Origin of the sequence: Jiangella ureilytica (assembly GCF_004348545.1) — a bacterium.
Classification (GTDB): domain Bacteria; phylum Actinomycetota; class Actinomycetes; order Jiangellales; family Jiangellaceae; genus Jiangella; species Jiangella ureilytica.
The window spans coordinates 1-23,055 of the sequence record NZ_SMKL01000010.1; the positions used below are offsets into that span (position 1 = coordinate 1).

The following is a 23,055-nucleotide window of genomic DNA, read 5'->3' on the forward strand; positions in this document are numbered from 1 at the left end:
ATGACCGGGCGGTGTGTGTCCCGGCGGCCGACGGCAACGCCGGCTGTGAGACCGACCATCACACGCCGGACGAGCAGCCGGGGCCCGACCTGCCGGACACCGGTGCTGATATCACCGGGTGGTTCCTCACCGGCGGGATGGCGCTGCTGATCGGCGGCCTGGTCCTCGCCGCCACGCAGCGGCGGCGGCCGCTCGGCGGGCCGGGAGGCCCGGCGAACCTGTCCTCCTAGGACGGGACCACCATGACGGTGCCCCGCCCCTCGAGCGCGAGGGGCGGGGCACCCGTACGTAGTGGCCTGCGACTCGGTCGCGTGGACTGCCGGCTCCAGCTGGGTCGCCTTCGGTGGCCCCTGGCGACCGACCTCTGTGCCGAACGCGTGGAAGATCATCGGGATGCGGACCAGCACCTCCGGCAGGCCGGCGCCCTTGCGCTGCAGCCCGTACAGTGCGGGGCAGGCACCGTTCATGTCGACCGCCGGCGCGTGTGGGACCGACGGGACGCGGCCATGCTCGAAGCGGCGGGCCTGCCCTCGTCACGCTAGATTGGCTGCTCCGGAACTAGCTTGAGGGTGTTGCCATGCGCGATTCGGTGGCGGGCGGGCTCGCCGCCCCGGTGCAGGCGCGGGAGCGGATGCTGGCCGCGAGTTACGACTTGTTCTCTCGCCGGGGCATCCGAGCGGTCGGGGTGGACGAGGTGATCGCACGCTCCGGTGTGGCGAAGGCGACGTTCTACCGGCACTTCCCGTCGAAGAACGACCTCGTCCTCGCCTTCCTGGAACGGCGCGAGCAGGAGTGGACCATCGGCCTGGTCCGTTCGGAGTCCGAACGGCGTGGGACCACGCCGGAAGAGCGGCTGCTGGCCATCTTCGACGTCTTCGCCGACTGGTTCGTCAGCGACGACTTCGACGGATGCTCATTCATCAACGTGCTGCTGGAGATGGGATCGGCACATCCGCTGGGCGAGGCCAGCATCGAGTACTTGGAGAACATCCGCGCCATCGTGCGGGAGCGAGCCGAACAGGCGGGTCTGCGTGAGTCCGAAGAGTTCGCACGCTCCTGGCACATCCTGATGAAGGGCTCGATCGTCTCCGCCGCAGAGGGCGACGTGGACGCCGCCCGACGCGCCAAGGCCATGGCCCGGTGCCTGATCGAGCAGCATCGCTGAGGCCGCGGAGAGGACTCCGCGTCAGGCAGCACCAGGGGGCACCCGCCGCTTGTCGATGATGTACGTGGCGATCTTGACGAGCTTGGTGTTCGTGGTCTGGCTCATGCGTACGAGCAGCGCGAAAGCTTGGTCGTCGCTGAGGTTGTGGCGTTCCATCAGGATCCCCTTGGCTTGACCGATGATGTCGCGGCTGGCGACCGCGCGGGTGAGGTCGGCGATGCGCAGGGCGTCGGCAATGGCCACCGCGGCGTGTGTGGCGAGGAGCATCCCGATCTCCTCGGAGTCGTCGTCGGCGAAGGCTCCGGGGTGGCGGGAGTACAGGTTGAGACCGCCGAGGTCGCCATCTTTGACGTAGAGCTGGAACGCCATCATGCTGCGCACACCCAGCTCGACCGCTCGCGCGGCGAAACGCGGCCAGCGCGGCTCGTCGGCCAGATCTGCGGAATGCACGGTGTGCCGTTGGTAGAGCACATCCAGACACGGTCCCTCGTCGAGATCGATCTGTGCGCGGTCGACCGCTGCGACCAGATCGTCGGAGAAGATGGGCGTGCGCATGGTCGCACGGCCTTCGACGACGGAGATGCCGGCGTACTGAGCGCCGGGAACGATACTCACGGCGGCGTGCACGATGCTGCGCAGGGCGTCGCCGACCTCGGGTTGTTCCTGGAGGTGCCGCGCCATCCGGCCCATCTGGTGCGCGACGTCGGCCGGTGTGGACGGGTCCGCGTGCGTGACGGTGGACGTACGATCATCCAATCGTCGCGCAGCGACATGCTCTTGGCCCGTCGTCATCGCACACACCCCCCTCGGGTCGCTCCTGTGACCTTGAAGCAGTTTCCCCGGTCACGCGATGCCAAACGACCTTGAACGGCGCGCCTTGGCCGGGACCACGGCTGCCGCGTCGTGCATCACCTACGTAGGACCGGCTACAGCCGTGAGTGAAATCCGCCCGTCGGGGAACTGGCGGGCTCAAGGACGCCGGTTCGCTCGAGAGGACCGGCCGCCCAGGCCCCGGCGTCAAGATGGCCGCGCCGGGGCCGTCATCACCGGCTCAGTGCCGGAGACCTCCCGCGAACGGGTATGGCGCCGGCGTTGCTCTCGCAGTGTTCCACGGTTCGAGCGGCGCCGCCGGGGGAGGCGTGAACAGGGGGGCGCAGGAGTTTCGCCTCGCACCAATGGACCGCGCCCGGGCCGGGATCGAGAACGCGTGGCGAACGCGGCGGTACGGCAACCGGGTCGTGGTTCCGTGGCCGGCTTCGCCTCCGTTCAGGACGGCTGCTCGACGGGACAGTGGTATGCCGTACGACCCCCCACTTTGCTCGTGACGACCGGGGCGCCGCAGTCGCGGCAGCGCTCCTGCTTGTAGACCTTGCGTGCCTCGCTCTCGGGCAGGCTCAGCCGGTCCGGCTCATCGACGGTGATGATCCGGCCGTCCTCCACTGCCCGGGACATCATCTGTCGCAGCACAACCCACAGGTCCCCGACCTCGGACTCCGACATCGCTCGCGCCGAACGCGTCGGCGCGACTCCGACGGCATGCAGCGCCTCGCTGCGAAAGACGTTGCCGGCACCTGCGATGACTGTCTGATCGAGGAGGACCGCGCCGATCGGCCCTCGCGCACGTGCCAGGGCTCGGAGCACGCGGGTCAGGTCGGCGTCTGGACGGAGTGGGTCAGGGCCGAACCGGGACATCAGCTCAGCCACACCGAGCGGGTCGAGGATCTCGCACGTCGACGGCGCGATGAGGTCCCACGCGACGTCGTCGCCGGCCAGCCGGAGCCGCACCTGGGGCAGCGGCGGTGCGGACGGATCGGTGCTGCGAATCCACTTGCCCTGCATGCCGAGGTGGACATGCACGGATCGGCTGCTGGACAGATGAAGGAACAGATGCTTCCCGTAAGCCTCCGCCAGTTCCAGCACCGCGCCGTCGACGGCAGCCGCTCCATCGGTGAACCGCCTCTGGGGGGAGGAGGCACGAAGGGCCCGGCCCTGCAGCTCGCTCATCTCGCGCGCCAGGCGGTGGATGGTGTGGCCCTCAGGCATCGGCTCCGGTCCTCACGTCTCCCACACGAGTATTCCAGGCCTCCGGCCCTCTGCGGGCCGTAGTGATCTCGGGTGTGCAGCGGCTGCCGTCGAGGATCAGCAGCTGTGGTCGCAGATCAGAGCGCCGAGCGAGATGCCGCCCGCACGCCGGTCCGCCGCCGCACCGAGGGCCACGAGGTCGAGCAGGTCGTCGCCGCGACGACGGTGAGCGCGACTCCGGCGAGCACCACCACTCCGCCGGCGACGAGGGCGGCGGACGGCGACGGCGACCCAGGCGATGACCGGCAGGGACCCCGACGCTGAGACGGGTTCCACGTCGGACGGTCCGATCCCGAGGAACAGCGCCGTGCCCGGGGTCACGCTCTCGCCGCTGACTCGGACCGTACCCAGGGCCATGGTCTGCCTCTCGTGGCAGGGGTCAGCGGCGTTAGTCGGCCGGCTGGCCGAATTCGGGATCGAACGGGATGCGGTCGGACGGGCAGACCGTCCCGGACGGTGGCGTGACGAGGCCGACCAGGTATCGGCCGGTGGCCTCGATCACGCAGGTGCTGGGGTCCCGGCGGCTGAGATGGCCGTAGCCGTCGTGGATCAGCAGGACCGCGTTGCCGAGTCGCCGGTCCGCGAGGCGGGCGCTGGCGAGCGGCGTGTTGGGGTCGAACCGGGTGCCGATGAGCAGGATCGGATTCGGGGTGGTGGCGTTCCACGGCCCGGTGTGACGGTCCGGGCTCGCCGCCGGCCAGGACGCGCAGGGCGCGTTGATCCAGCCCACGACGGGTCCGGCGACGCGGCTGACCATCTCCAGACGTCCGACGGCCGACGGCCACGCGGCGGGGTGTCGCCGTGCCGGGGTGTCGGCGCACACGAGCGCCACGCCCTGCTCCTGGAGCGTCAGCCGGGCCTCGTCGGAGGTGGCACCTGCGGCGATGTTCGCGATCGCCGAGCCGTCGCCCTGGAAGGCGGCTTCGAGCAAGGCCGCGACCTGGGGCCAGAGAGCGGGATTGGGCAGGCCGACGAACTTGAGCGCCGTCAGCGTCTCGCCGTAGGTCAGCACACCGGGCGGATCGGCGTCGGGGGCGGGGATCGGAGCGTGGCGAAGGCGGTCGAGCAGTAGCTCGACACGTGCCGCCACCGGGCCGTGCCCGGCCAGCGCGCACCGGTCCGGGCCGGCCGTCTCGCAGAGCTCCAGGAATCGCCTGAACACCTGGTCGGTGCCGCGGAGACTGCTGGCCAGCACCGGCCCCAGGCCGGCGGCGGCCGCGGCCGAGTCGACGAGGCCGTCGAGCGCCATGGCCCGGACCCGGTTCGGGAACAGGTTGGCGTAGGTCTGGCCGATGTGGGTGCCGTAGGACTCGCCCAGGTAGCTCAGCCGTTGGTCGCCGACCAGCCGGCGGAGGTGGTCGAGGTCGCGGGCGGTGTCGACCGTGGAGATGTGGGCCAGGAGATCGCCGTTGAGCTCACCGCAGCGATGGGCGAGCGCGACCGTCTTGGCGAAGTAGCGCCGTTCCTCGGCGCCGGTGGTGGGCACCGGCAGGCCCTCCCAGAAGCCGGCGCGGGCGGCAGCGTCGTCGAAGCAGCTCACCGGGGCGCTGCCACCGGAGCCGCGGATGTCCCAGCCGACGATGTCGAAGCGGCCCTGCGTCAAAGCGTCCAAGGAGTCGCCGCGCTCGGCGACGGCGCCCACCCCGGAGCCACCGGGACCGCCGGGATTGAAGAACAGCGACCCGATCCGCTCCTCGGGGTCGCTCGCGAGATGCCGGATCACCGAGAGCGAGATCGTCGCTCCGCTCGGACGGTCCCAGTCCAGCGGTACCGGGACGCTCGCGCACTCGAGGCGGGGGCCGCAGGCGGTCCACCCGACCTGCCGGTGCCCCGAGGTGTCCACAGCGGACGGGGATCGGGCGTCCGCACTCGCCGGCATCGCGGTCGCCACCATGGCGACGGTGACGATCGCGACGGACCAGCGACTGATCCGGCCGGAGTGGCGTCGATGGCGCGGAACGCCGGACTCGTCGCGGCTCACGGTTGGTCCCATGATCCCTCCCCGGGTGCAGGACTGAACGTGATCGTCACGGTCGCAGTCCGCGCCCGGATCCGTAAGGCGGGTATCTCGCGGTTCCATGGGACGGGTTTCTGGTACCGGATCGGCGGGGGTCACCCGCCCGACGTGCCGGCGACGGCTGCGAGCCTGGATACGTCCAGCCTCGGATTCCCAGGGAGTCGTCATGGCCGGCCACATCGAGAAGGACCAGCGGGGCGAGCGTCCGACTGCCGCCGCGGCGGGCATGGCCGGGCCGGAGGCCCTCGTCCGAGGCGCGGCACTGGTGCCGTCGTCGTCGCGGGCGTAGCCTGCGTGTGATCCTTCCCCGCATGGGACGCGCCCGGCGCGCCGGTCATCGGATCGTCGAACCGCCCGGGCGCGCGCGGGCGGAGGTCGCGAGGGGCAGGTGGCCATGCTCGACGACCGCCATCATCCGACGAGCAGCATCGGCATCGCCGCCAAGCCTCTGGTGCTGCGGGCGATCGCGGTGGCCGGCCTGGCCGCGGTCATTGCGTCGGCGGCCCTGGCGGCGGCGACCGGCCATGCGGTCCTGCATGCCACCCTGATGTGCTGGATCGTGCTGTCGTACGTCCTCAGCGGCGTGCTCGCCTGGTGGCACCGGCCGGACAGCCGCATCGGCGCGCTGATGATCCTTGCCGGCTTCGCCACCTTCCTCGCGACGCTGTCGTGGGCCGGCGGCCAGGTGCCGCACGCGATCGGTCAGGCCTTCGACCTGGTTCCGGTGGCACTGATCCTCCACGTGTTCCTGGCGTATCCGACCGGGCGCCTCCGCGGGCGGCTCGAGCGGGTGCTGCTGACGGTGGGCTACACGGCGGCGATCGGCGCGCAACTGGCCGTCATGCTCCTGGGTGGTCTGGGTCCGGGGCAGGTGCTGACCATGACGGACGAAGCCGCATGGGCCGGCGTGCTGCACGACGTCGAGCTGGTCGTGATCAGTGGCGTCGCGATCGGGGGTGTCGTCGTGCTCGCCACTCGCAGGAGGGCCGAGGGCCAGCCGCTGCGCCGGTCCTTGTCGCTGCTCATCGACTCGTTCGCGCTCGGCTTCATCATGATCGCGTTCCTGTTGCTCGCGGGCGTGTTCGAGGGCAGGCCGTTCCCTGTGGTGCAAGCGGTCGCGCTCGCGGCTCTCGGGTTGGCCCCGATCGCGTTCGTCGCCGGCTTGCTGACCGCCCGCCTCGCCCGTACCGCCGTCGGTGACCTGCTTCTGGCGTTGCGGGCGCCGCCGGTGGATCTGCGCGAACCGCTCGCTCGAGCACTGCGAGATCCGTCCCTGACGATCGCCTACTGGCTGCCGCAGTTCGGGAGCTGGGCCGACCAGGACGGACGGCCCGTCGTCCTGCCACCGGACGACGGCCGGAGCGCGGTGACGCTGATCGGTACGGGCGTCGAACCCATGGCCGCGCTGGTGCACGACCCGGCACTGAACGACGAGCCGGAACTGCTCGACGCGGTGCGCGCCGCCGCTTGGATCGCCCTCGAGAACGGCCGGCTGCGCGCCGAGCAACGGGCCCACCTCGACGAACTGCGTGGATCGCGGGCGCGTGTGATCGAGGCCGGCCAGAAGGAACGACAGCGATTGGAGCGCGACCTGCACGACGGAGCACAGCAGCGGCTCGTCGCCCTGTCCCTCGACCTCGGCCTGCTGGAGAGTCGGCTGGACACCGACTCGGCGGCACGCCCGGTGCTCGCTCAGGCCAAGCGCGAGATCGCACTGTCGCTGGACGAACTCCGCGACCTCGCCCGTGGGCTGCATCCGGCCGTTCTCAGCGCGCACGGCCTTGACGTCGCGCTGGAGTCCCTGGCCGCTCGGGCCGCGGTGCCCGTCCGGCTGATGGTCGACGTCGGCGGCCGCCTCGCCGAGCAGGTCGAGGTGGCCGCGTACTACGTCGTCTGCGAAAGCCTCGCCAACGTCGCGAAACACGCCCAGGCGACCGCAGCCATCGTGGACGTCGTCCGCAAGGACGGTTGTGTCGTCGTCGAGGTCGTCGACGACGGCATCGGCGGCGCGGACACCGAACGAGGCACCGGGCTGCGTGGGCTGGCCGACCGCGTCGAGGCCCTCGACGGACGCCTGCGCGTGTGGACTCCGCTGCGGGCCGGCACGCGGGTGCGGGCGGAGATCCCGTGCGGGTAGCGATCGCCGAGGACAGCGTGCTGCTGCGAGAAGGGCTGGCGCGGTTGATCGGCGACGCCGGCTTCGAGGTCGTGGCCCGGTGTGGAGACGCGGACGAGCTTCGCGATGCGATGCGCGCCCCGTTGCCGGACGTCGCCATCGTCGACATCCGGCTGCCCCCGACCCACAGCGACGAAGGACTCAGGGCGGCCTTGGACATCCGTGCGGGCCATCCCACCGTGGGCGTGCTGGTGCTGTCGCAGTACGTCGAGCTCGGGTTGGCGATGAGGCTGCTCGCCGACTCGGCGGAGGGCGTGGGATATCTCCTCAAGGACCGCATCAGCGACGTGCCGGACTTCATCGGTGCGCTGCGGCGGGTGGCTGCGGGCGGCTCGGCGATCGACCCCGTGATCGTCTCGACTCTGCTGTCGAAGCGCCGCGACGGCGATCCGCTGGCGCGGCTCACGCCCCGTGAGCGGGAGGTGCTCGAGCTGATGGCCGCGGGGAACTCCAATCAGGGCATCGCCGACCGGCTCGTGATCACCCTGCGGGCCGTCGAGAAATACGTGTCGAGCATCTTCGACAAGCTCGGCATCCCCTCGAGCGGCAGCGACTCCCGGCGCGTCCTGGCCGTGCTGCTGTACCTGCGCTCGTGATCATGGGCCCGCGGCCACACCAGAAACCCGGCCCCTGAATCGACGAGTTACCCGCCTTACCCGCGATGACGTCGGCTGCGAGCGTGGTGGCATCCCACCGCGCGCGAGGAGCCGCTCGTGAAGACCCGTGTCATCCAGGACGAGCCCGACCACGAATCGCCCGGGGCCGAACCGGTCCCCGCCGACCCGGGTCAGCCGCCTGCCGAGGCCGAGCCCGAGCGTCCGGCCGAACCACCCGCCGACGGGCGGTCGTCGCCACCGGAACCCAGCTGAGTCTCGGAGGAGAACCCCATGTCCGGTCTCGTCTCGTGGATGCGCCGACATCGTCTCGCCGCATTCTTCGTCCTCGCCTACGCCCTGACATGGTCGACGTGGCCGTTCCAGGCCGCGGGCCTCATGTCCGAGCCGATCATCGTGTCCACCGGCGCACTGATCGCCGCCCTGATCGTCATCGGTGTCACCGAGGGCCGGCCGGGCTGGCGGGACCTGGGACGAAGGATCGTGCGGTGGCGCGTCGCCTGGTACTGGTACGTGGTGGCGCTCGGGCTGCCGCTGCTGGTCCGCCTGGTCGCGACCGAGACGAACGTGGCACTCGGGGCAGCGGGCGTGCAGTGGGCCGAACTGTCATGGTCCGGGTTCGCCGCGGTGTTCGCGCTGCGGCTGGTGAACCCGCTCGAGGCACCGGTATCGGAAGAGCCCGCCTGGCGTGGTTACGCGCTGCCGCGCCAGCAGTCCACTCGGTCACCACTGGCCTCCGCGGTGATCCTCGGCGTCCTGGTCGCCGGCTGGCACCTCCCGCTCGCTGTCAGCGGCGACCTGGGGCTGATCGGACTGCCCACAACGTTCTTCATCACCATCGTCTACGTCTGGCTGTTCAACCACGCCGACGGCAGCGTCCTGCTGACGCTCGTCTTCCACGCGATGGAGGGAAGCATCTCCTACGGCGACCTCGGCTTCAGCGGAGCGGACGCGGAGCGCATGAACTGGATCTACGGGGTCTGCTGGTGGATCGTGGCTCTGGCGCTGATCGTCTTCGACCGGAGCGCCTGGCACGTGGCGCCCGGGTCGGCCCGATACCCAGTGCCCGCGTCCTCCGATCGGAGCGGACCGGGCTCGGACCGCACACCGACGACGATCGAGACCCGAGCGTAGGCGTCGTCGCGCGACGCACCGTTCCGACAGGCGACCGGGCGTCCGCGTTCATGGCCGGGGCGCCGTGGGCCCCCGCGCCGCCATCGTGGCGGGTGGTGGGCCGACCGGCAGCCTCAGCCGCCGCAGGCGCAGGCGCAGGCGCCAGGGCTCGCGTGCCGCGAGTGCGGCGGCGAGATGCCGCCGCTCCGGCGTGTCGGATTGGCGGACGAGCAGGTCGTGCTGGACCGCCACCATGTACAGGGTGTCCATGGATTCCTCTTCTCGATGGTGGTGCCGGCGCGATGGTCGAGTGCTCGCGCCGGCGTCCGGCAGGCGCGTCAGTCGGTGTCGACCTCGATGGCGACCGGGACCTGCCCGCTGATGACGTCGTAGACGGCGGACCGGGCACGGGACTGCTCGACGATCTCGCGCAGCTTCTCGGCGGGCGCATCGCCCTTGACGGTGAGCCGGACGGTGATCCGCTGGTAGCCGTTCCGGACGGTCGGGTCGAGCCCGAGGATGCCGTTGAGGTCGATGTCACCGGACACCGTGGATCGGACCTGCGTCAGCTGGATCCCGCGGGCGGCGGCGATGTTGGCCAGCCCCGCGGTGAGGCAGGACGCGAGCGCATGCAGGACGAACTCCACCGGGGTGGGTCCGTTGTCGCGTCCGACCAGCACGGCGGGGTGGTCGGCGTCGAACTGGAAGACACGCTCGTGCGTGCGCTCCTCGCCGGCGCCGAAGTATTCGTTGATCGTGCCGCGGCTGTGCGTGCCGGAGATCCACTCGTTCCGGGCACGGAACTGGAACGCGGCCGCCGCCGGTGCAGCCTTGACCGCGTCCAGCGTGGCGAACAGGGCGGCGGTGTCGACCCCGTTGCGGGTCGAGTCGTCGAGTGCCGTGGTCATGTGCTGGTTCTCCTTCGATCGGGCACCGCGCGGGCGCACGGTGCGGACAGGGCGCTCGCACTCGATGGCGAGCAGCTCAGGCCCGGGCGAGCTCACGCTCACCGGGGAGGGGTCGTGCGGCCAGCTCGGCCGACTGCTGGTCGATGGCCTGCCCGAGTTGCTTCTGCAGCTCGACGAACTCGGGTACCGGGGGATAGGCGGCCAGCGCACAGGTCAGCTCGAACACGTCACGGAAGATCTGGTCGCGTGCGGACCGGTAGCCGGCCAGCGCGGCCGGTTCGTCCCGCCGACCCGACAGCGCAGCGTGCAGTGCGCCGGCGAGCAACTCGGCGTCCCGGTACGCATCGCTCAGCCCATAGCCGGTCACCGCGTCCCGATGGACGGCGGCGTCTCCGACCAGCGCCCATCCCGGGCGGACGATTCGCGCACCAGGTTGGGCATGCGCAGCATGCCGGTCACGGGCGACGTGCGGCGGCCGCTGAGCAGACGCGCTGCCAGCTCGGGAGCGGCACGCTCCAGGAGCGCGGTGAAGGCCGCCGCGCGGGACGGCACCTGGCGGCGCGCGGCCTGCGCGTCGCGGGTCGGCGTACACACCCATACGCAGGCCTGACCGTGGTGGGTCGGGAACACGCCGGCGAGCGCCCGGTCAGCGGCGACGAGCTCGATGCCGTTCCACGGCAGGCCGTCGAAGTAGGCGTACTGTGCCGCACCGCCGTCGCCTCGATGCTCGACCACCTTCGCGCCTACCGACCGGGCCACTCTGGACCCCAGCCCGTCCGCGCCGACCACGAACCGGGCGTCGAGCTCGACCGGGGCACCGGCGTCATCGTGTCCATAGACCCCGAAGGCCCGTCCGCGATCATCCAGGCGCACGCCGTCGACGTTCACCCCGAACCGGACGTCGGCACCGGCGGCCGCCGCTGCCTCGGCCAGCACCGTGTCCAGCACGTTACGGCGGGGTGCGACCAGAACGTCCACGCCTGCCTTGTCCTTGACGCGACGGGTGACGGCTTCACCGGCAGTGGTGAACGTGACCTGGCGGATCGCCGGCGCACCGGTGGCCAGCACCTCATCGAGCAGGCCCCACCGGTGCAGCGCCAGCACGCCTGTCCGGGCGAGCTGGTGGGTCGACAGGGTGTCGGCCGGGAACACGACCCGGTCGACGACGACCACGTCGTGACCGAGCCGAGCGAGCAGCATCGCGGCGGCCGCGCCGGCGGCGCGAGCGCCGACGACGACCACGTCGTGGCGGTGGCGGTGCCTTGGCATCGTGGTGAGTCCCCCTGGGCGTCGACGTCCGGCGGCCACTGCCGCCGTTTCGTCCTTGGAGACGAGCCTCGGTGGTCCCGGGCAGGGACACATCCGTGCGATCCACGGGTCTTTGCACGGACGCCGTGTCAGTACCGCGGGACGCCGGGCTGGAGCACAATGCCTGAATGGCAGGTCGCGAGGGTGGGCTAGGGGAGCAGCTGGCCCGCACCGGCGTGACCGAGCGCGAAGCGGAGGTGCTGGCCGCGGTCTCCGAGCGACTGCGCAACCGTGAGATTGCCGAGCGGCTGCACGTCTCGGTACGGACCGTGGAGAGCCACATCGCCGCGCTCATGCGCAAGCTCGGCGTCACCGACCGCGCGGCGCTGGCCGAGATCGGTGTGGAGCTGCGCCGCGGCAGCGTCGATGGAGCGCTGCCCACGCCGCTCACCAGCCTCGTCGGCCGGACGAACGAACTGGGCGAGCTGGCCGAGCTGCTCGGCACGCACCGCCTGGTGACACTCCTCGGGCCCGCCGGGGTGGGCAAGACCAGGCTCGCCCTGCACCTGACTGCGCACCGGGCCGCGCAGGGGCCCGACGGTGCCCGACTCGCTGAGCTGGCATCGGCTGGGCCGGGCCTGGTCGGCGACACCGTAGCGCGGGCGTTGGGTGTCGTGCCGCAGCCGGGATGGTCGCTGCGCGACATCCTGCGCGAGGTGGCCGGCGGGATGCGCTGCCTGCTGCTGCTGGACAACTGCGAGCACGTCATCGCGGAGGCCGCCGAGATCGTCGCCGATCTCCTCACCGCGGGCAGGCTGCTGCGCGTGATCGCCACGAGCCGCGAACCGCTCGGCGTGCCCGGGGAGGTCACGTACCAGGTGCGTCCCCTGCCGACGCCTGCGCCGCAGGCCGCCGCCTCGGCCGCCGTCGCCGGAGCCTTCGACGCCGTTCGGCTGTTCGTCGAGCGCGCGGGCACGGTCGCACCCGGCTTCACGCTCACCGACGCCAACGCCGCGAGCGTCGCCGCGCTGTGCCAGCGCCTCGACGGGCTACCGCTCGCGATCGAGCTGGCCGCGTCCCGGGTTCGCAGCTTCGAGCCGGCCGACCTGGTCGATCACCTCGACCAACGCTTCGAACTCCTCTCCGGCGGAGCCCGGACCGCACCGCCGCGACAGCAGACGCTGCGCGGCGCCATCGACTGGAGCTACGAACTGCTGGACGACGCCGAACGGACGGTGTTCGACCGGCTCGGCGTGTTCCCCGCCGACTTCGACTACGCGGCCGCCGAGGCGGTGTGCCGGGCGGACGGGCGTGGTGCGACGTCCATGATCGCGTTGCTGCCGAGTCTGGTGGACAAGTCCCTGGTGTCGACCATGGAGCGCGCGACGCGGCGCTACCGGTTGTTGGAGACGATCCGGTTGTACGCGGCCGAGCGCCTGACCGCTTCCGGAGCCGAACCCGCGACCAGGCGGCGGCACGCCTCGCACTTCCTCGCTCTCGCCGAACAGGGCGCCGAGCGACTGCGCACCACGGACCAGCGGGTGTGGCTCGACCGGTTGAGCACGGAGCAGCCGAATCTACGGGCCGCGCTCGACCACTGCATCGTCACCGGCGACATCGAATGCACCTGGCGGTGGATCGCCGCCCTGGAGCGGTTCTGGGACACCACCGGACAGCGCCGCGAGGCTCAGGCCTGGATCCAGCGAGTGCTGGCGATGGGTCACCCGCCCGCGGCTCGCGCGGCCGTGGCCGGAGTCGCCGCTGCCAGTGCGATCCTGCAACCATCGGACTCTCGAGCCGCCTTCGACCTGGCCCGCCGGGCCGCTGAGCTCGCCGTCGGCCTGGACGCGAAGACCCGGGCGCGGGCGGCGCGGGCCGTCGGCATGGGCGCGATCTGGGTCCAGGCGGATCTGGTGCTGCCCGCGTTGAACGAGGCGCTGATGCTGCTGGGCGACGATCATCCCTGGGAGACCGCACTCACCATGCAGGCTCTGGCGCAGGCGTCCGGCGACCTCGCCGAGGCTCTTGCCTGGGGGCGACGCAGCGTGGCGTTGTTCCGTCGGGTCGGCGATCAGATGTACGCGGCCAACGCGCTGTTCATCATGGCGCAGCGTGCGATGTACGCCGGCATCGCCGATGACGAGGTGCACGCGTGGCTGACGGAGAGTCAGGCCCTCGCCGCGGCAGCCGGCAGCGAAGGGGATCGGGTGCACGCGACGGTCGGCTTCGGGCAGCTCGCCTGGCTGCGTGGCGACCGGGAGCGTGCTTCCCAGCTGATGGCGGGCTGCCTTCCGACGCTGCGCCGGCTCGGCGATCAGCGCTGCACGGGCCGAGCACTGTACATCCTCGGAGAACGGGCCTACGAGCAGCGCAGACTGGCCGACGCCGAGCGGTTGCTGAGCGCGAGCGTCGCCGCCATCGCGCTGGCCGGCCAGTCGTTCGTGCTCGTGCGAGCGCTGGAGTCCCTGGCCTCCGTGTACTCCGCGCAAGGTCGCTGGCGCCCTGCGGCCGTCATCCTCGGCACCGCGCGCACCGCACGTGAGTCGGCCAGCGCGCACATGCGGCCGATTCAGCCACCGGACGAGGAGTTGCGCCGGTCGCTGGTGCGGGTTCTGGGGAGAGCAGAGTTCGATGCCGCCCGCGCCGAAGGCGAACGCCTGTCACCCACGCAGGCGCTGCGGATCGCGTCGCCCGACAAGCTCGACGAGGCGGCCGGGTCGATCGACTAGGGGCGGCCATCGCGCTCTTCGCGCGGCTCTCGTCTGCGGAACGGATCATTGACTCCGCCGTCGGCGTGGCCGCCGTGACCGACGCCTTCGCCGACCCCGGCAACGCCGCACCTGTGACGTGATGAAGCCCAGCTCCGAGCGGGGCCATCAGACCTGCGTCTCGCCTGTACTCGTCGATGCGGTCGTGCGCTCCGCGACAGAGCTGCCATGGATGGTGCCCCGCTCGATCCCGGCCTCGATGAGGTCGAGCATGTCGTCGACGCCCCGCCTGGAGGCGTCCGGATCGGCGGGCCCGGGCCAGCTGACGAACTCGTAGGTGAGGTCCACGTCGCCGTCGGGTGCGTCGGCCAGGGTGACGGTGACCAGCTCGCGTGGTTCGTCGAACCGGAGGACGACCCGGTGCGGCGGATCGAGCTCGGCATAGGTGAAGCCGAAGGGGATCTCGGTCCCGTCGGTGTCGGAGATCATCACCGCGTCCAACCGCCCGCCCGGCCGGGCGTCGACCCGCATCCGGTCGGCGGGCGTGTGGTAGCCGGGCACGACGAACCACTGCTCGAGGTTGCGGGGCTCGACGAAGGCGGCGTAGACGAGCTTGGCGCTGGTGTGGAGGCGGCGGTGCACGGTGAACCCGCCGCTGGAGCCTTCTGGGGGTGTCTCGGACATGGGTGCTCCTTTCGGGCTGGTCAGCTGCCGGGGTTGCGGAGGGTGAGGACGACGACGCCGGAGGCGAGCGTCCGGGTACCTGTCAGGTCGAGCTTCTTGGTGAGGCCCTGATGGAGCACGAGATCGCTCTCGTCGCCGACACCGGCCAGATGGGGGTGGACCCACAGGTGCAGCTCGTCGAGCAGGTCCGCCTCGAGCAGAGCCTTGGCCACCGGACCGTAGCCGTGCATGAGGATGGGTGCGTCGTCCTCGGCGCGCAGCGCGCGGATGCTCTGGACCAGCTCGCCGTCGAGGACCTCGGTGTTGGCCCACGCCGGTTGCCCGAGCGTGGTCGACGCGACGAGCTTGGGCATGGCGTTGATCGCGTCGGCGTACGCGCCGTCCCTGTCCGGCCATGTGGCCGCGTACACCTCGTAGGTCTTGCGGCCCATGAGCAGCGCGCCCGCGGCACGCAACTGCTCCAGGGCCAGCGCGTCGGACTCGTCGTCGACGTAGTCGTAGTGCCACTTCTCCATGTGGTTGACCACGCCGTCCAGGCTGACGAACGCGGAGGCGCTGATGGTCCTGCCGATACGTGCGGTCACTGCCTCTACTCCTTCTCGTGGCGACCTGCCGCCGCCTTCGCGTGAGCCGGCGGAGGCGAGGCGCAGGCCTTCCGAATCTGTGTCCGCCGGCCAACTGTTTCCGACTGAAGCCAACTGTGTCCTATGGATACTGTTTCCGCAAGACTCAATTTTGCCGGCGCTTGCCGTCGGAGCTGTGTCGAGATCGACGCGACGTCGGCGTGGTCTTCGGATCAGATAGAGCATCTCGCCGAGGCGAGCTGTGAGAGACAACGTCGGGCAATGTGAACCCCCACCAGCATGTCCGCTGGTGGGGGCTGGCCGAGTGCGCTCCTCGCGCAGCAGGAACCCGGCGTCAGGACGACTCGAGCAGGCCGGCGATGCCCGCGGCGGGTGGCGATGCCGGCGAGGCGCCGTCGCCGTTGGCGGTGATGGTGTGCTCGTGCTGCAGCTGCGCGACAGTGAGCTCGAGGATCAGCCGGTCGCGGCGCTCCATGACCTCCGCCATCAGCAGGGTCAGCTCGTCGGGGCCGAGCCGGCCGCCGGCGGGCAGCCGCCGCTGGATCGGCGCCCAGGCCGCCTGGGCCATGGGGGTGAGCAGGACCGGCCCGCGGTCGGTGACGTACTGGAGTTCGCGCATGGCCCACCAGGCGGAGTCGTGGCTGGGATGCTCGTCGCCGGTCTCCAGTACCGGGGGCAGCGGCTGCCCGACGGTGATCGGCAGGAAGATGCCCGTGCAGGGCGTGGCCATGCTGGTCCAGGCGACGGGCGGCAGCGCATCGGCCGCCAGCTCCACCACCATGCTCGCGGCGGTCGACCCCTGCGCGATGCCGGGGTGCAGGCAGACGGTGCGCTGCAGCGGCGTCCCGTCGGGCGGCGGGGCGTTCACAGTGCCGGACGCGAAGTGGTCGCGCAGGTAGCGCATGAGGTCCGGCACGCTGAACTCGTCGTTGCCGGCGAGCAGGCGGCAGCCGACGCCGTAGCGCGGCTCCGTCCACGGACGCGACTCGCGGTCCTCGTAAGCGGCGCGGAAGTCGAGCTTCGTCGCCGCGGGCGCGGTCCAGTACCCCATCTCGCGCGCGTGTTCCTCCAGGCCATCGGAGCACTCGTCCCAGTCGTCCTCGATCGTCACGAGATTCGCGATGACGGCGCCGCGGGTGGTCCGGCGGGCCACCCAGTGCCGCCGCGAGGTCTCGATGACCCAGGCCTCGGTGGCGTCGGCGACGATGAAGCTGTTGTGGTAGCGGCGGTCCGTACCGTAAGCGGCGGAGCCGCCCTGGCCGTGGCGCTCCAGCAGCTCGGTGATGACGCGCTTGGCCTCCGCCGCGGTGGCACCGCGCTCCAGGCCGAGGCGGACGAGGTCCATGCCGAGCAGTCCGGTCTCCGGCACCGGATCGTGCGTGTAGATGGCCTCGTTGCCGATCGCCACCCCGGCCTCGTTGACGCCGTGCTCGAAGCCCCACAGCCACCAGGGCCGGCTTCCGAGGACGGCGAGCGTGCGCGGCGCCTGGGGGATGGTGAGGTACTGGCACCGCACCGTGGATCCGGGCTCGTGCACGGCGGCCGGCACGTGGGTGAGGGGCTGGCACTCGAGGCCCGGCCGGTCGCTGTTCTTGGCGAAGATCGCGCGGCGGTCGCCGGGCGGTCCGGTGAAGGCCACCATGGTGTCGCACGACGACAGGTAGCGGGAGTGATCGGCCACGGCTCGGGTCCTCCTCGAAGGCGGGGATGGGTCAGGCGGTCGTGCTCGGCTCGACCGGCGGCTGCTGCCGGGTCTGCCGGGTGAGTCCGGGCTCGAAGACGTCCGTCGGGGCCGGGCCCGCCGGGACGGCGTCGAGGTAGAAGGCGTTCTTGTCGGCGGCGCCCCAGACGTTCGTGCTCTGCACCGACTCGGTGGCCGACAGCAGTCCGAGCAGCCCGGCCTCCGTCTCGCGCCAGCCGGCCTCCGTCGCCTTGCGGGCGGCGGCCTGGTCGCCGGCCACGACGGCGGCGAGCAGGTCGTCGTGCTGGTGAGCGAGCAGGTGCCCGGGGACGCCGAGCTTCAGGGCGAGGTAGCGGAAGCGCAGGACCAGCTGGTTGAGCCGCGTCATGACGTCGGCCTGCAGCTGATTGTCCTGGCCGCGCGCCAGGCCTACGTGGAACTGCCAGTCGCCGCGCACCCAGCCGTCGGAGGTCTCGCCGGCGCGGTCGGTCTCGGCGCCGTGGCGGGCCTGGGCCTGCAGCTGCTCCAGCCGGGCGTGCGCCAGCGGGTCGGCGGCGGCCTGCTCGGTGACCTGCGCCTCGAGACAGCCGAGCAGCCGGCAGGTGTCGCGGACGTCCTTGAGCGTCACCGGCGCGACCCGATAGCCCGATCGCGCCTGGACGGCGACGAGGTTCTCGAGCTTGAGCCGCAGCAGCGCCTCGCGGACCGGCGTCTTGCCCAGGCCAACGCGCTTGACCAGCTCGTTCTCGGTGAAGGCCGTGCCCGGCGGCATCTCGACGGTCACGATCGACCGGCGGATCGCCTGGTAGGCGTCGTCGGCGTTGGAACGGGCGATCCGCTCGGGCTCCATGCGTCGCCAGTGTAGGCCAGAATCCGGGGTGGTGACACGCTGGCTCATGCCGGTTAATATATCAGTTCTCATACCTGGTGTACCAGAGGGAGGACATCGTGCGTCGCGTCATGAAGCTCGTGGTTTCAGCGCTCCTCGTGGGCGTGGTCACCGCCTGCAATGCCGGCGGCACGTCGCCGGCGGGCGGGGAGGACGGGCCGTTCACGCTCGTCTGGGGCAAGGAGACCGATCCGGCCGGCATCAACCCGCTCAAAGCCGGCGACATCCACGCCTTCGAGATCTTCAGCCTGGTCTACGAACCGCTGACCCAGCCGTCGGAGGACCTCGACGTCGGTCCGGGGCTGGCGGAGACATGGGAGGAGACGTCGCCCACGACGTGGCGGTTCACGCTGCGCGACGACGTCGCGTTCTCCAACGGGCGCGAGCTCACCTCGGCCGACGTCGTCGGGACCTGGGCGGCGCTGAAGGAGCTCGACGTGCGCACTGGGTCGTTCCCGAACGTCGACACGATGACGGCCGTCGACCCGCTCACCTTCGACGTCCAGCTCACCGCGCCGATGCCGGACCTGCCCTCCCGCATGGAGCTGTTCTGGGTGCTGCCGGCCGAGGAGCTGGCCGCCGGGACGTTCAACCCGGACGAGGACCTGCTGGGCACCGGCCCGTTCGTCGCAGGCGAGCACGTGTCCGGGGTGTCGTGGACCTTCGAGGCGAACCCGCACTACTGGCGGGACGACCTGCGCCAGGTCGACCGGGTGGAGATCAAGTTCATCCCGGACGACGCCTCCCGCCTGGCCGCGCTGCGCACCGGAGAGATCGACTTCACCATGTCGTCGAACCCCGACGTGCGGACCATCCTGGAGGGCGACCCGGCCCTCGAGGTGACCGTGCAGGAGACGACCGACCTCTACTACCTCTCGCTGAACTCCACGTGGACCGGCTCGCCGTTCCTGGACCAGCGGGTCCGGCAGGCGGTCGCGCTGGCCATCGACCGGCAGCAGATCATCGACACCGCGCTCGGCGGCATCGGCGAGCTCACCGCCATCACGCCGCGGGCGTTCGCCGACGCCTGCGACCCGGCCGGCGTTCTGGGTGCCGAGGGCCGCGACGTGGACGGGGCGAAGGCGCTGCTGGCCGACGCCGGTGTGGACGAGCTCGACTTCCGGCTCACGGTGGTGCCCGCGTTCGGCGCTCTGCGCGGCCCGCAGATCGCCCAGGTGATCCAGCAGAACCTCCAGGAGATCGGCCTCCAGGCGGAGGTCGGCGTGCTGGACGGCGGGGCGTGGCTCGAGGAGACGTTCACCAACGGCACCTTCGACGCCACGCTGAACTGGTTCACCGGCGGCGGCTCCACATCGCACCTGCTCTCCTACATGGACCCCGAGCGCGCACCGATCCTGGCGCACCTGGTCGGCGACGACCCTGCCACGATCGGGCTGGTCCGCGAGGCTCTGGCGCTGCCGCCCGGCGAGGAGCGCGCCGCGGCCGTCGCCGCCGCCTGCGAGAACCTCAACGAGCAGGCGTTCTTCATCCCGCTGGCCACCAAGCCGACGGTGATCGTCCACCGCACCGACCGCGTCGAGCCGGTCCTCAACCCGATCGAGCCGGTGCAGATGACCTTCCGCCGGCTGGCCGAGTTCGGCCGGGCGTCGTGAGCGGCGGCCTCGGGCACGCCGGCCTGGTGCTGGCCCGGGCGGTCGCGACGATGCTGGCCGTCACCGTCCTCGTCTTCTTCGCTCTGCACGCGGTGCCGGGCGGGTTCGAGTCGGTGTACCTGGGCACGAGCGCCAGTGAGACCAGCCACGCCACGGTGCGCGCGGCGCTGGGCCTGGACCGGCCGCTGCTGGAGCAGTACGTGAGCTGGGTGGGCGGGATCGTCACCGGCGACCTCGGCACGTCGCTGCTCAGCTCGCGGCCGATCGTCGACGAGCTGGCGGTGCGGCTGCCCGCCACCGCCCAGCTGGCCGTCCTGGCCACGGTCATCTCGGTCCCGGCCGGCGCGGCGCTGGGGATCGCGGCCGGGGTCGCGAACCTGCGCGGGCGAGCGAGCGGGCTGGGCCGGGTGGCCGGCGCGCTGTCGGCCAGCGTGCCCGACTTCGTGGTCGCGACGGTCCTGGTGTTCGTGGCGTCGCAGGCCGGCTGGCGCATCGTCGGCTCGTCGTACGTCCCGTTCGCCGAGGACCCGGTCGGCAGCACCGTCCGGATGCTGCTGCCGGCGCTCTCGCTGAGCTTCTTCGCCACCGGCATCGTCGCCCGCACCACCCGCGACGCCGTGCTGGCCGTCCGCGCGGAGCCGTTCATGACGATGGCGATCGCGCGGGGCGAGTCGACCTGGCAGATCGTGCGCCGGCACGTGCTCCGCAACGTCGCCAACCCGATCGTCACCGTCGGCGCCGTGAACGTCGGCTACCTCCTCGGAGGAGCGTTGATCATCGAGCGCGTCTTCGCCATCCCCGGCGTGGGGGAGTACGCCGTCAACGCCGTCAACTCGCGGGACTACCCGGTCGTGATGGCGACGGTGGTCCTCGGCGCGGCTGCGTTCGTCGTCGCGAACGTGCTCGCCGATCTCGCCGGCGGGTTCGTCGACCCGCGGCTCGGCGCCCGGCGGAGGGCGGCCCGATGACGCGCGCCGTGCTGACCGGGCGTACCGGGCGCGGGGGCGACGGCGTCACCGTCGTCGCCGTGGTCGTGCTGGCCGTGCTGGTGGTGAGCGGGTTGGCCGGGCGGTTCGGCGTGTTCGGCGACCCGGCGGAGCTGGGCGAGCGGCTTGCCGCGCCCTCGCTGCGCGCTCCGCTCGGCACCGACGACCTCGGCCGGTCGATGCTGCCCCGGGTGGCGGAGGCCATCGGCAACACGCTGCTACTGGCGCTGGTCGCGGTGGCACTGGCGACGGTCGGCGCCACGCTGCTCGCGGTCGCAGCCGGCTATCTCAAGGGGACGGTCGACCGGGTGGTCGTCGCGCTGGCCGACGTCCTGTTCTCCTTCCCGGGACTGCTGTTCGCCATCCTGGTGGCCGCCGTCCTCGGGCCGGGCCGGCCGGCTGCGGTGGCGGCGATCGTGCTGGTGACCCTTCCGCTCATGGTGCGGGTGTTCCGGCAGGCGGCGATGGCGGTCGCCGAGCGCGACTTCGTGGTCAGCGCCGAGATCAGCGGCGTGCCCGCCTGGCGGATCATGGCCGTGCACGTCGTCCCGAACATCGCCGGGCCGATCGTCGTGCAGGCCACGTTCGCGGTGTCCGTCGCGATGCTGGTCGAGAGTGCACTGAGCTTCCTCGGCCTGGGCGTGCAGCCGCCGGCGGCCTCGCTGGGCTCGCTGGTGTCCGGCGGGCTCAACGCGCTGTCGATCGCGCCCTGGCTGGTGTTCGTGCCGGGAGCCGTGCTGGTGGCCGCGATCACCGCCACCAACCTCGTGGGCGATGGCCTGCGCGACCGTCTCGACCCGAGAGAAGTGAGGGCACTGCGATGACCCTGCTCGACGTGCGCGACCTGGCCGTGCGCTACGACACACCGCACGGCGTCAGCCAGGCGCTCGACGGCGCCTCGCTCACCGTCGCGGCGGGTGAGCTCGTCGCCGTCGTCGGCGAGTCCGGCTCCGGCAAGAGCACGCTCGGCATGGCGGTGCTGGGGCTTCTCCCGGCGAGCGCGCAGCGCGTGGCAGGGGACCTGCTGGTGGACGGCTCGAGCGTGTTCGGCCTGGCCCCGGCGGAGCTGCGCGGCCTGCGTCGCACCCGGCTCGGCCTGGTGCTCCAAGACGCGGCCGGCTCGCTCGACCCGACACGCCGCATCGGCCGCCAGCTCGCCGAGCACCTGGACCGGCCCGGCCACGCGGCCGTGCTGAGCCGTCTGGAGCAGGTGCGGCTGCCCGACGTGGAGCGCGTCGCGCGCAGCTACCCGCACCAACTCTCCGGCGGGATGGCGCAGCGTGTCGCGATCGCCATCGCGCTGGCCCGGTCGCCAGGACTGCTCGTGGCCGACGAGCCCACGGCCGCGCTCGACACCGAGATCAAGCACGACGTGCTGCGCCTGCTGGCGGACTCCTGCCGTGAGCGACGCACGGCGCTGCTCGTCCTCACCCACGACCTCACCGGCATCGCGGCGTACTGCACCCGCCTGGTCGTCATGTACGGCGGCCGCGTGGTCGAGACCGGCCCGCCGGAGGAGGTGCTGGAACGACCTCGGCACCCGTACACGCGGGGGCTGCTCCACGCCGTCCCAGGGCAGGAGACCGTAGGCGGCACGCTGCGGTCGATCGCCGGATCGCCGCCGGTTCTCACCGGGCCGTCGGCCGGCTGCGCGTTCGCCCCGCGGTGTGAGTTCCGCATCGACCGGTGCGGCGGCGTGCGGCCCGAGCCATCGGACGATGCCGCCCGCGTCCTCTGCCACCGCGACGGCGAGCTCGACGCCGTCGTGACGCTGCACGAGGCCCCGGAGGTGAGCCGATGACCACGCCCGTCCCCACCGCTGAGCTCCGCGGCGTCGACCTGGACTACCGGTCCGGGCCGCCCTGGGCGCGGCAGCTCAAGCGCGCCGTCAGCGGCGTGAACCTCACAGTCGCGCCCGGTGAGACCGTCGGGCTGGTTGGGCAGTCGGGCTCGGGCAAGACCAGCGTCGGCCGGTTGCTCCTCGGCCTGCTGCGGCCGACCGCCGGCGCGGTGCTGTTCGAGGGCCGCCCCATCGACGACGAGCGACGCCGGCACCGCGGCCGTCTGCAGGCGGTGCTGCAGAACCCGTCGTGGTCGCTGAACCCGCGGCTGCGCTGCGAGACGTCCGTCGCCGAGCCGCTCACCGTCGCCGGGACGGTGCCGGCCGACGAGCGGCACCGGCGGGTCCTGCACATGCTCGAACAGGTCGGCCTCGACCCGGGCGTGGCCGGCCGGTTCCCGCATCAGCTCTCGGGCGGGCAGCAGCAACGCGTGGCCATCGCCCGCGCCCTGGTCTCCCATCCGGCGCTCGTGGTGTTCGACGAGGCCGTGAGCGCGCTCGACGTGTCCGTGCAGGCGCAGATCCTCAACCTGGTCCGGCGGCTGCAGGACGAGGTCGGTTTCGCAGCGCTGTTCATCTCGCACGACCTCGCCGCCGCCCGGTACGTCTCGCACCGCGTCGCCGTCATGTGGCAGTCGGAGATCGTCGAGGTGGCCGACGCGACGGCGCTGTACCACCATGCGGACCACCCGTACACCCGGTCGTTGTTCGGGCTCGAGCCCGGTGCCGCGGGCCGTCACTGAAGAG

Annotated in this window: 25 protein-coding genes; 14 read left to right on the forward strand and 11 right to left on the reverse strand. The window is 71.7% G+C overall.

What is annotated here, in order from left to right; all coding sequences use genetic code 11:
* Positions 1-230 (forward strand): LPXTG cell wall anchor domain-containing protein (locus E1212_RS06035; RefSeq protein WP_131980355.1); only part of this gene is annotated, 230 nt, incomplete at its 5' end.
* A gap of 347 nt (positions 231-577) precedes the next feature.
* The gene (locus tag E1212_RS06040) at positions 578-1,165 is read left to right on the forward strand and encodes a TetR/AcrR family transcriptional regulator (protein WP_131980357.1); all 588 of its coding nucleotides are present in this window, start codon (positions 578-580) and stop codon (positions 1,163-1,165) included.
* 21 nt (positions 1,166-1,186) lie between these two features.
* Here E1212_RS06040 and E1212_RS06045 read toward each other — a convergent pair whose 3' ends face one another.
* Both E1212_RS06045 and E1212_RS06050 read right to left on the reverse strand, forming a co-directional pair.
* Positions 1,187-1,957, reverse strand: a complete 771-nt coding sequence (locus tag E1212_RS06045) for a GAF and ANTAR domain-containing protein (RefSeq protein ID WP_131980359.1) — start codon at positions 1,955-1,957, stop codon at positions 1,187-1,189.
* 474 nt (positions 1,958-2,431) lie between these two features.
* Positions 2,432-3,208, reverse strand: coding sequence for an Fpg/Nei family DNA glycosylase (locus E1212_RS06050; protein ID WP_131980361.1), 777 nt, complete (start codon positions 3,206-3,208; stop codon positions 2,432-2,434).
* A 105-nt stretch (positions 3,209-3,313) separates the two neighbouring features.
* Between E1212_RS06050 and E1212_RS06055 the strand changes: the two genes are divergently transcribed.
* Positions 3,314-3,511, forward strand: a complete 198-nt coding sequence (locus tag E1212_RS06055) for a hypothetical protein (RefSeq protein WP_131980363.1) — start codon at positions 3,314-3,316, stop codon at positions 3,509-3,511.
* 124 nt (positions 3,512-3,635) lie between these two features.
* Here E1212_RS06055 and E1212_RS06060 read toward each other — a convergent pair whose 3' ends face one another.
* Positions 3,636-5,240, reverse strand: a complete 1,605-nt coding sequence (locus E1212_RS06060; protein ID WP_162605337.1) for an alpha/beta hydrolase — start codon at positions 5,238-5,240, stop codon at positions 3,636-3,638.
* A 190-nt stretch (positions 5,241-5,430) separates the two neighbouring features.
* Between E1212_RS06060 and E1212_RS30710 the strand changes: the two genes are divergently transcribed.
* The 5 genes from E1212_RS30710 (at position 5,431) to E1212_RS06075 (ending at position 9,188) form a co-directional block, all read left to right on the forward strand.
* Positions 5,431-5,553 carry a hypothetical protein gene (locus tag E1212_RS30710; protein ID WP_275296154.1) on the forward strand — a complete coding sequence of 41 codons (123 nt, stop codon included), beginning with the start codon at positions 5,431-5,433 and terminating at the stop codon, positions 5,551-5,553.
* Positions 5,554-5,658: 105 nt separating this feature from the next.
* Positions 5,659-7,401, forward strand: coding sequence for a sensor histidine kinase (locus E1212_RS06065; protein ID WP_131980367.1), 1,743 nt, complete (start codon positions 5,659-5,661; stop codon positions 7,399-7,401).
* On the forward strand, positions 7,392-8,036 hold the full coding sequence (locus tag E1212_RS06070; RefSeq protein WP_131980517.1) for a response regulator transcription factor: 645 nt from the start codon (positions 7,392-7,394) through the stop codon (positions 8,034-8,036). The genes E1212_RS06065 and E1212_RS06070 overlap by 10 nt, the downstream gene beginning before the upstream one ends.
* Positions 8,037-8,153: 117 nt before the next feature.
* The gene (locus tag E1212_RS29275) at positions 8,154-8,309 is read left to right on the forward strand and encodes a hypothetical protein (RefSeq protein WP_162605338.1); all 156 of its coding nucleotides are present in this window, start codon (positions 8,154-8,156) and stop codon (positions 8,307-8,309) included.
* Between the two features lie 18 nt (positions 8,310-8,327).
* Positions 8,328-9,188 carry a CPBP family intramembrane glutamic endopeptidase gene (locus tag E1212_RS06075; RefSeq protein ID WP_131980369.1) on the forward strand — a complete coding sequence of 287 codons (861 nt, stop codon included), beginning with the start codon at positions 8,328-8,330 and terminating at the stop codon, positions 9,186-9,188.
* Between the two features lie 48 nt (positions 9,189-9,236).
* Here E1212_RS06075 and E1212_RS06080 read toward each other — a convergent pair whose 3' ends face one another.
* The 4 genes from E1212_RS06080 to E1212_RS06095 all read right to left on the reverse strand — a co-directional run bounded on the left by E1212_RS06080 (position 9,237) and on the right by E1212_RS06095 (position 11,437).
* Positions 9,237-9,437: a hypothetical protein gene (locus E1212_RS06080; RefSeq protein WP_131980371.1), complete on the reverse strand. Its 201-nt coding sequence runs from the start codon at positions 9,435-9,437 to the stop codon at positions 9,237-9,239.
* A gap of 68 nt (positions 9,438-9,505) precedes the next feature.
* Positions 9,506-10,075 (reverse strand): OsmC family protein, encoded by a 570-nt coding sequence (locus tag E1212_RS06085; RefSeq protein WP_131980373.1) that lies wholly within the window; start codon positions 10,073-10,075, stop codon positions 9,506-9,508.
* Between the two features lie 76 nt (positions 10,076-10,151).
* Positions 10,152-10,442 carry a hypothetical protein gene (locus tag E1212_RS06090; protein ID WP_131980375.1) on the reverse strand — a complete coding sequence of 97 codons (291 nt, stop codon included), beginning with the start codon at positions 10,440-10,442 and terminating at the stop codon, positions 10,152-10,154.
* Positions 10,439-11,437 carry an FAD-dependent monooxygenase gene (locus E1212_RS06095; RefSeq protein WP_131980377.1) on the reverse strand — a complete coding sequence of 333 codons (999 nt, stop codon included), beginning with the start codon at positions 11,435-11,437 and terminating at the stop codon, positions 10,439-10,441. Before E1212_RS06095 ends, E1212_RS06090 begins: the two co-directional genes overlap by 4 nt.
* 74 nt (positions 11,438-11,511) lie before the next feature.
* Between E1212_RS06095 and E1212_RS06100 the strand changes: the two genes are divergently transcribed.
* Positions 11,512-14,052, forward strand: coding sequence for an ATP-binding protein (locus E1212_RS06100; protein WP_131980379.1), 2,541 nt, complete (start codon positions 11,512-11,514; stop codon positions 14,050-14,052).
* Positions 14,053-14,199: 147 nt separating this feature from the next.
* Here E1212_RS06100 and E1212_RS06105 read toward each other — a convergent pair whose 3' ends face one another.
* The 4 genes from E1212_RS06105 to E1212_RS06120 form a co-directional block, all read right to left on the reverse strand.
* Complete coding sequence (locus tag E1212_RS06105) at positions 14,200-14,715, reverse strand: SRPBCC family protein (protein WP_131980381.1); 516 nt, start codon at positions 14,713-14,715, stop codon at positions 14,200-14,202.
* A gap of 20 nt (positions 14,716-14,735) precedes the next feature.
* Positions 14,736-15,299, reverse strand: a complete 564-nt coding sequence (locus E1212_RS06110) for a dihydrofolate reductase family protein (RefSeq protein ID WP_162605341.1) — start codon at positions 15,297-15,299, stop codon at positions 14,736-14,738.
* Positions 15,300-15,633: 334 nt separating this feature from the next.
* A complete protein-coding gene (locus E1212_RS06115) occupies positions 15,634-16,980 on the reverse strand; it encodes a C69 family dipeptidase (RefSeq protein WP_131980385.1) in 1,347 nt (448 codons plus the stop codon).
* 31 nt (positions 16,981-17,011) lie between these two features.
* Positions 17,012-17,830, reverse strand: a complete 819-nt coding sequence (locus tag E1212_RS06120; RefSeq protein WP_162605342.1) for a GntR family transcriptional regulator — start codon at positions 17,828-17,830, stop codon at positions 17,012-17,014.
* Between the two features lie 98 nt (positions 17,831-17,928).
* On the opposite strand from E1212_RS06120, the gene E1212_RS06125 reads away from it, so the two are divergent.
* From E1212_RS06125 to E1212_RS06145, 5 genes are read left to right on the forward strand one after another with little or no spacing between them, the layout of a single operon-like run.
* On the forward strand, positions 17,929-19,482 hold the full coding sequence (locus E1212_RS06125; protein WP_131980389.1) for an ABC transporter substrate-binding protein: 1,554 nt from the start codon (positions 17,929-17,931) through the stop codon (positions 19,480-19,482).
* Positions 19,479-20,450, forward strand: a complete 972-nt coding sequence (locus tag E1212_RS06130) for an ABC transporter permease (protein WP_131980391.1) — start codon at positions 19,479-19,481, stop codon at positions 20,448-20,450. The genes E1212_RS06125 and E1212_RS06130 overlap by 4 nt, the downstream gene beginning before the upstream one ends.
* Positions 20,447-21,292 carry an ABC transporter permease gene (locus E1212_RS06135; RefSeq protein ID WP_131980393.1) on the forward strand — a complete coding sequence of 282 codons (846 nt, stop codon included), beginning with the start codon at positions 20,447-20,449 and terminating at the stop codon, positions 21,290-21,292. Before E1212_RS06130 ends, E1212_RS06135 begins: the two co-directional genes overlap by 4 nt.
* Complete coding sequence (locus E1212_RS06140) at positions 21,289-22,269, forward strand: ABC transporter ATP-binding protein (protein WP_131980395.1); 981 nt, start codon at positions 21,289-21,291, stop codon at positions 22,267-22,269. The genes E1212_RS06135 and E1212_RS06140 overlap by 4 nt, the downstream gene beginning before the upstream one ends.
* The gene (locus tag E1212_RS06145; protein ID WP_131980397.1) at positions 22,266-23,051 is read left to right on the forward strand and encodes an ATP-binding cassette domain-containing protein; all 786 of its coding nucleotides are present in this window, start codon (positions 22,266-22,268) and stop codon (positions 23,049-23,051) included. Before E1212_RS06140 ends, E1212_RS06145 begins: the two co-directional genes overlap by 4 nt.
* The last annotated feature ends 4 nt before the right edge of the window (positions 23,052-23,055 follow it).

Excerpts from the sequence above, each read along its gene's own strand:
- E1212_RS06040 (WP_131980357.1), top strand. The coding sequence starts at position 578 with ATGCGCGATTCGGTGGCGGGCGGGCTCGCCGCCCCGGTGCAGGCGCGG.
- E1212_RS06045 (WP_131980359.1), bottom strand. The coding sequence starts at position 1,957 with ATGACGACGGGCCAAGAGCATGTCGCTGCGCGACGATTGGATGATCGT.
- E1212_RS06050 (WP_131980361.1), bottom strand. The coding sequence starts at position 3,208 with ATGCCTGAGGGCCACACCATCCACCGCCTGGCGCGCGAGATGAGCGAG.
- E1212_RS06060 (WP_162605337.1), bottom strand. The coding sequence starts at position 5,240 with ATGGGACCAACCGTGAGCCGCGACGAGTCCGGCGTTCCGCGCCATCGA.
- E1212_RS30710 (WP_275296154.1), top strand. The coding sequence starts at position 5,431 with ATGGCCGGCCACATCGAGAAGGACCAGCGGGGCGAGCGTCCGACTGCC.
- E1212_RS06065 (WP_131980367.1), top strand. The coding sequence starts at position 5,659 with ATGCTCGACGACCGCCATCATCCGACGAGCAGCATCGGCATCGCCGCC.
- E1212_RS06075 (WP_131980369.1), top strand. The coding sequence starts at position 8,328 with ATGTCCGGTCTCGTCTCGTGGATGCGCCGACATCGTCTCGCCGCATTC.
- E1212_RS06080 (WP_131980371.1), bottom strand. The coding sequence starts at position 9,437 with ATGGACACCCTGTACATGGTGGCGGTCCAGCACGACCTGCTCGTCCGC.
- E1212_RS06085 (WP_131980373.1), bottom strand. The coding sequence starts at position 10,075 with ATGACCACGGCACTCGACGACTCGACCCGCAACGGGGTCGACACCGCC.
- E1212_RS06095 (WP_131980377.1), bottom strand. The coding sequence starts at position 11,437 with ATGTGTCCCTGCCCGGGACCACCGAGGCTCGTCTCCAAGGACGAAACG.
- E1212_RS06100 (WP_131980379.1), top strand. The coding sequence starts at position 11,512 with ATGGCAGGTCGCGAGGGTGGGCTAGGGGAGCAGCTGGCCCGCACCGGC.
- E1212_RS06105 (WP_131980381.1), bottom strand. The coding sequence starts at position 14,715 with ATGTCCGAGACACCCCCAGAAGGCTCCAGCGGCGGGTTCACCGTGCAC.
- E1212_RS06120 (WP_162605342.1), bottom strand. The coding sequence starts at position 17,830 with ATGGAGCCCGAGCGGATCGCCCGTTCCAACGCCGACGACGCCTACCAG.
- E1212_RS06135 (WP_131980393.1), top strand. The coding sequence starts at position 20,447 with ATGACGCGCGCCGTGCTGACCGGGCGTACCGGGCGCGGGGGCGACGGC.
- E1212_RS06140 (WP_131980395.1), top strand. The coding sequence starts at position 21,289 with ATGACCCTGCTCGACGTGCGCGACCTGGCCGTGCGCTACGACACACCG.
- E1212_RS06145 (WP_131980397.1), top strand. The coding sequence starts at position 22,266 with ATGACCACGCCCGTCCCCACCGCTGAGCTCCGCGGCGTCGACCTGGAC.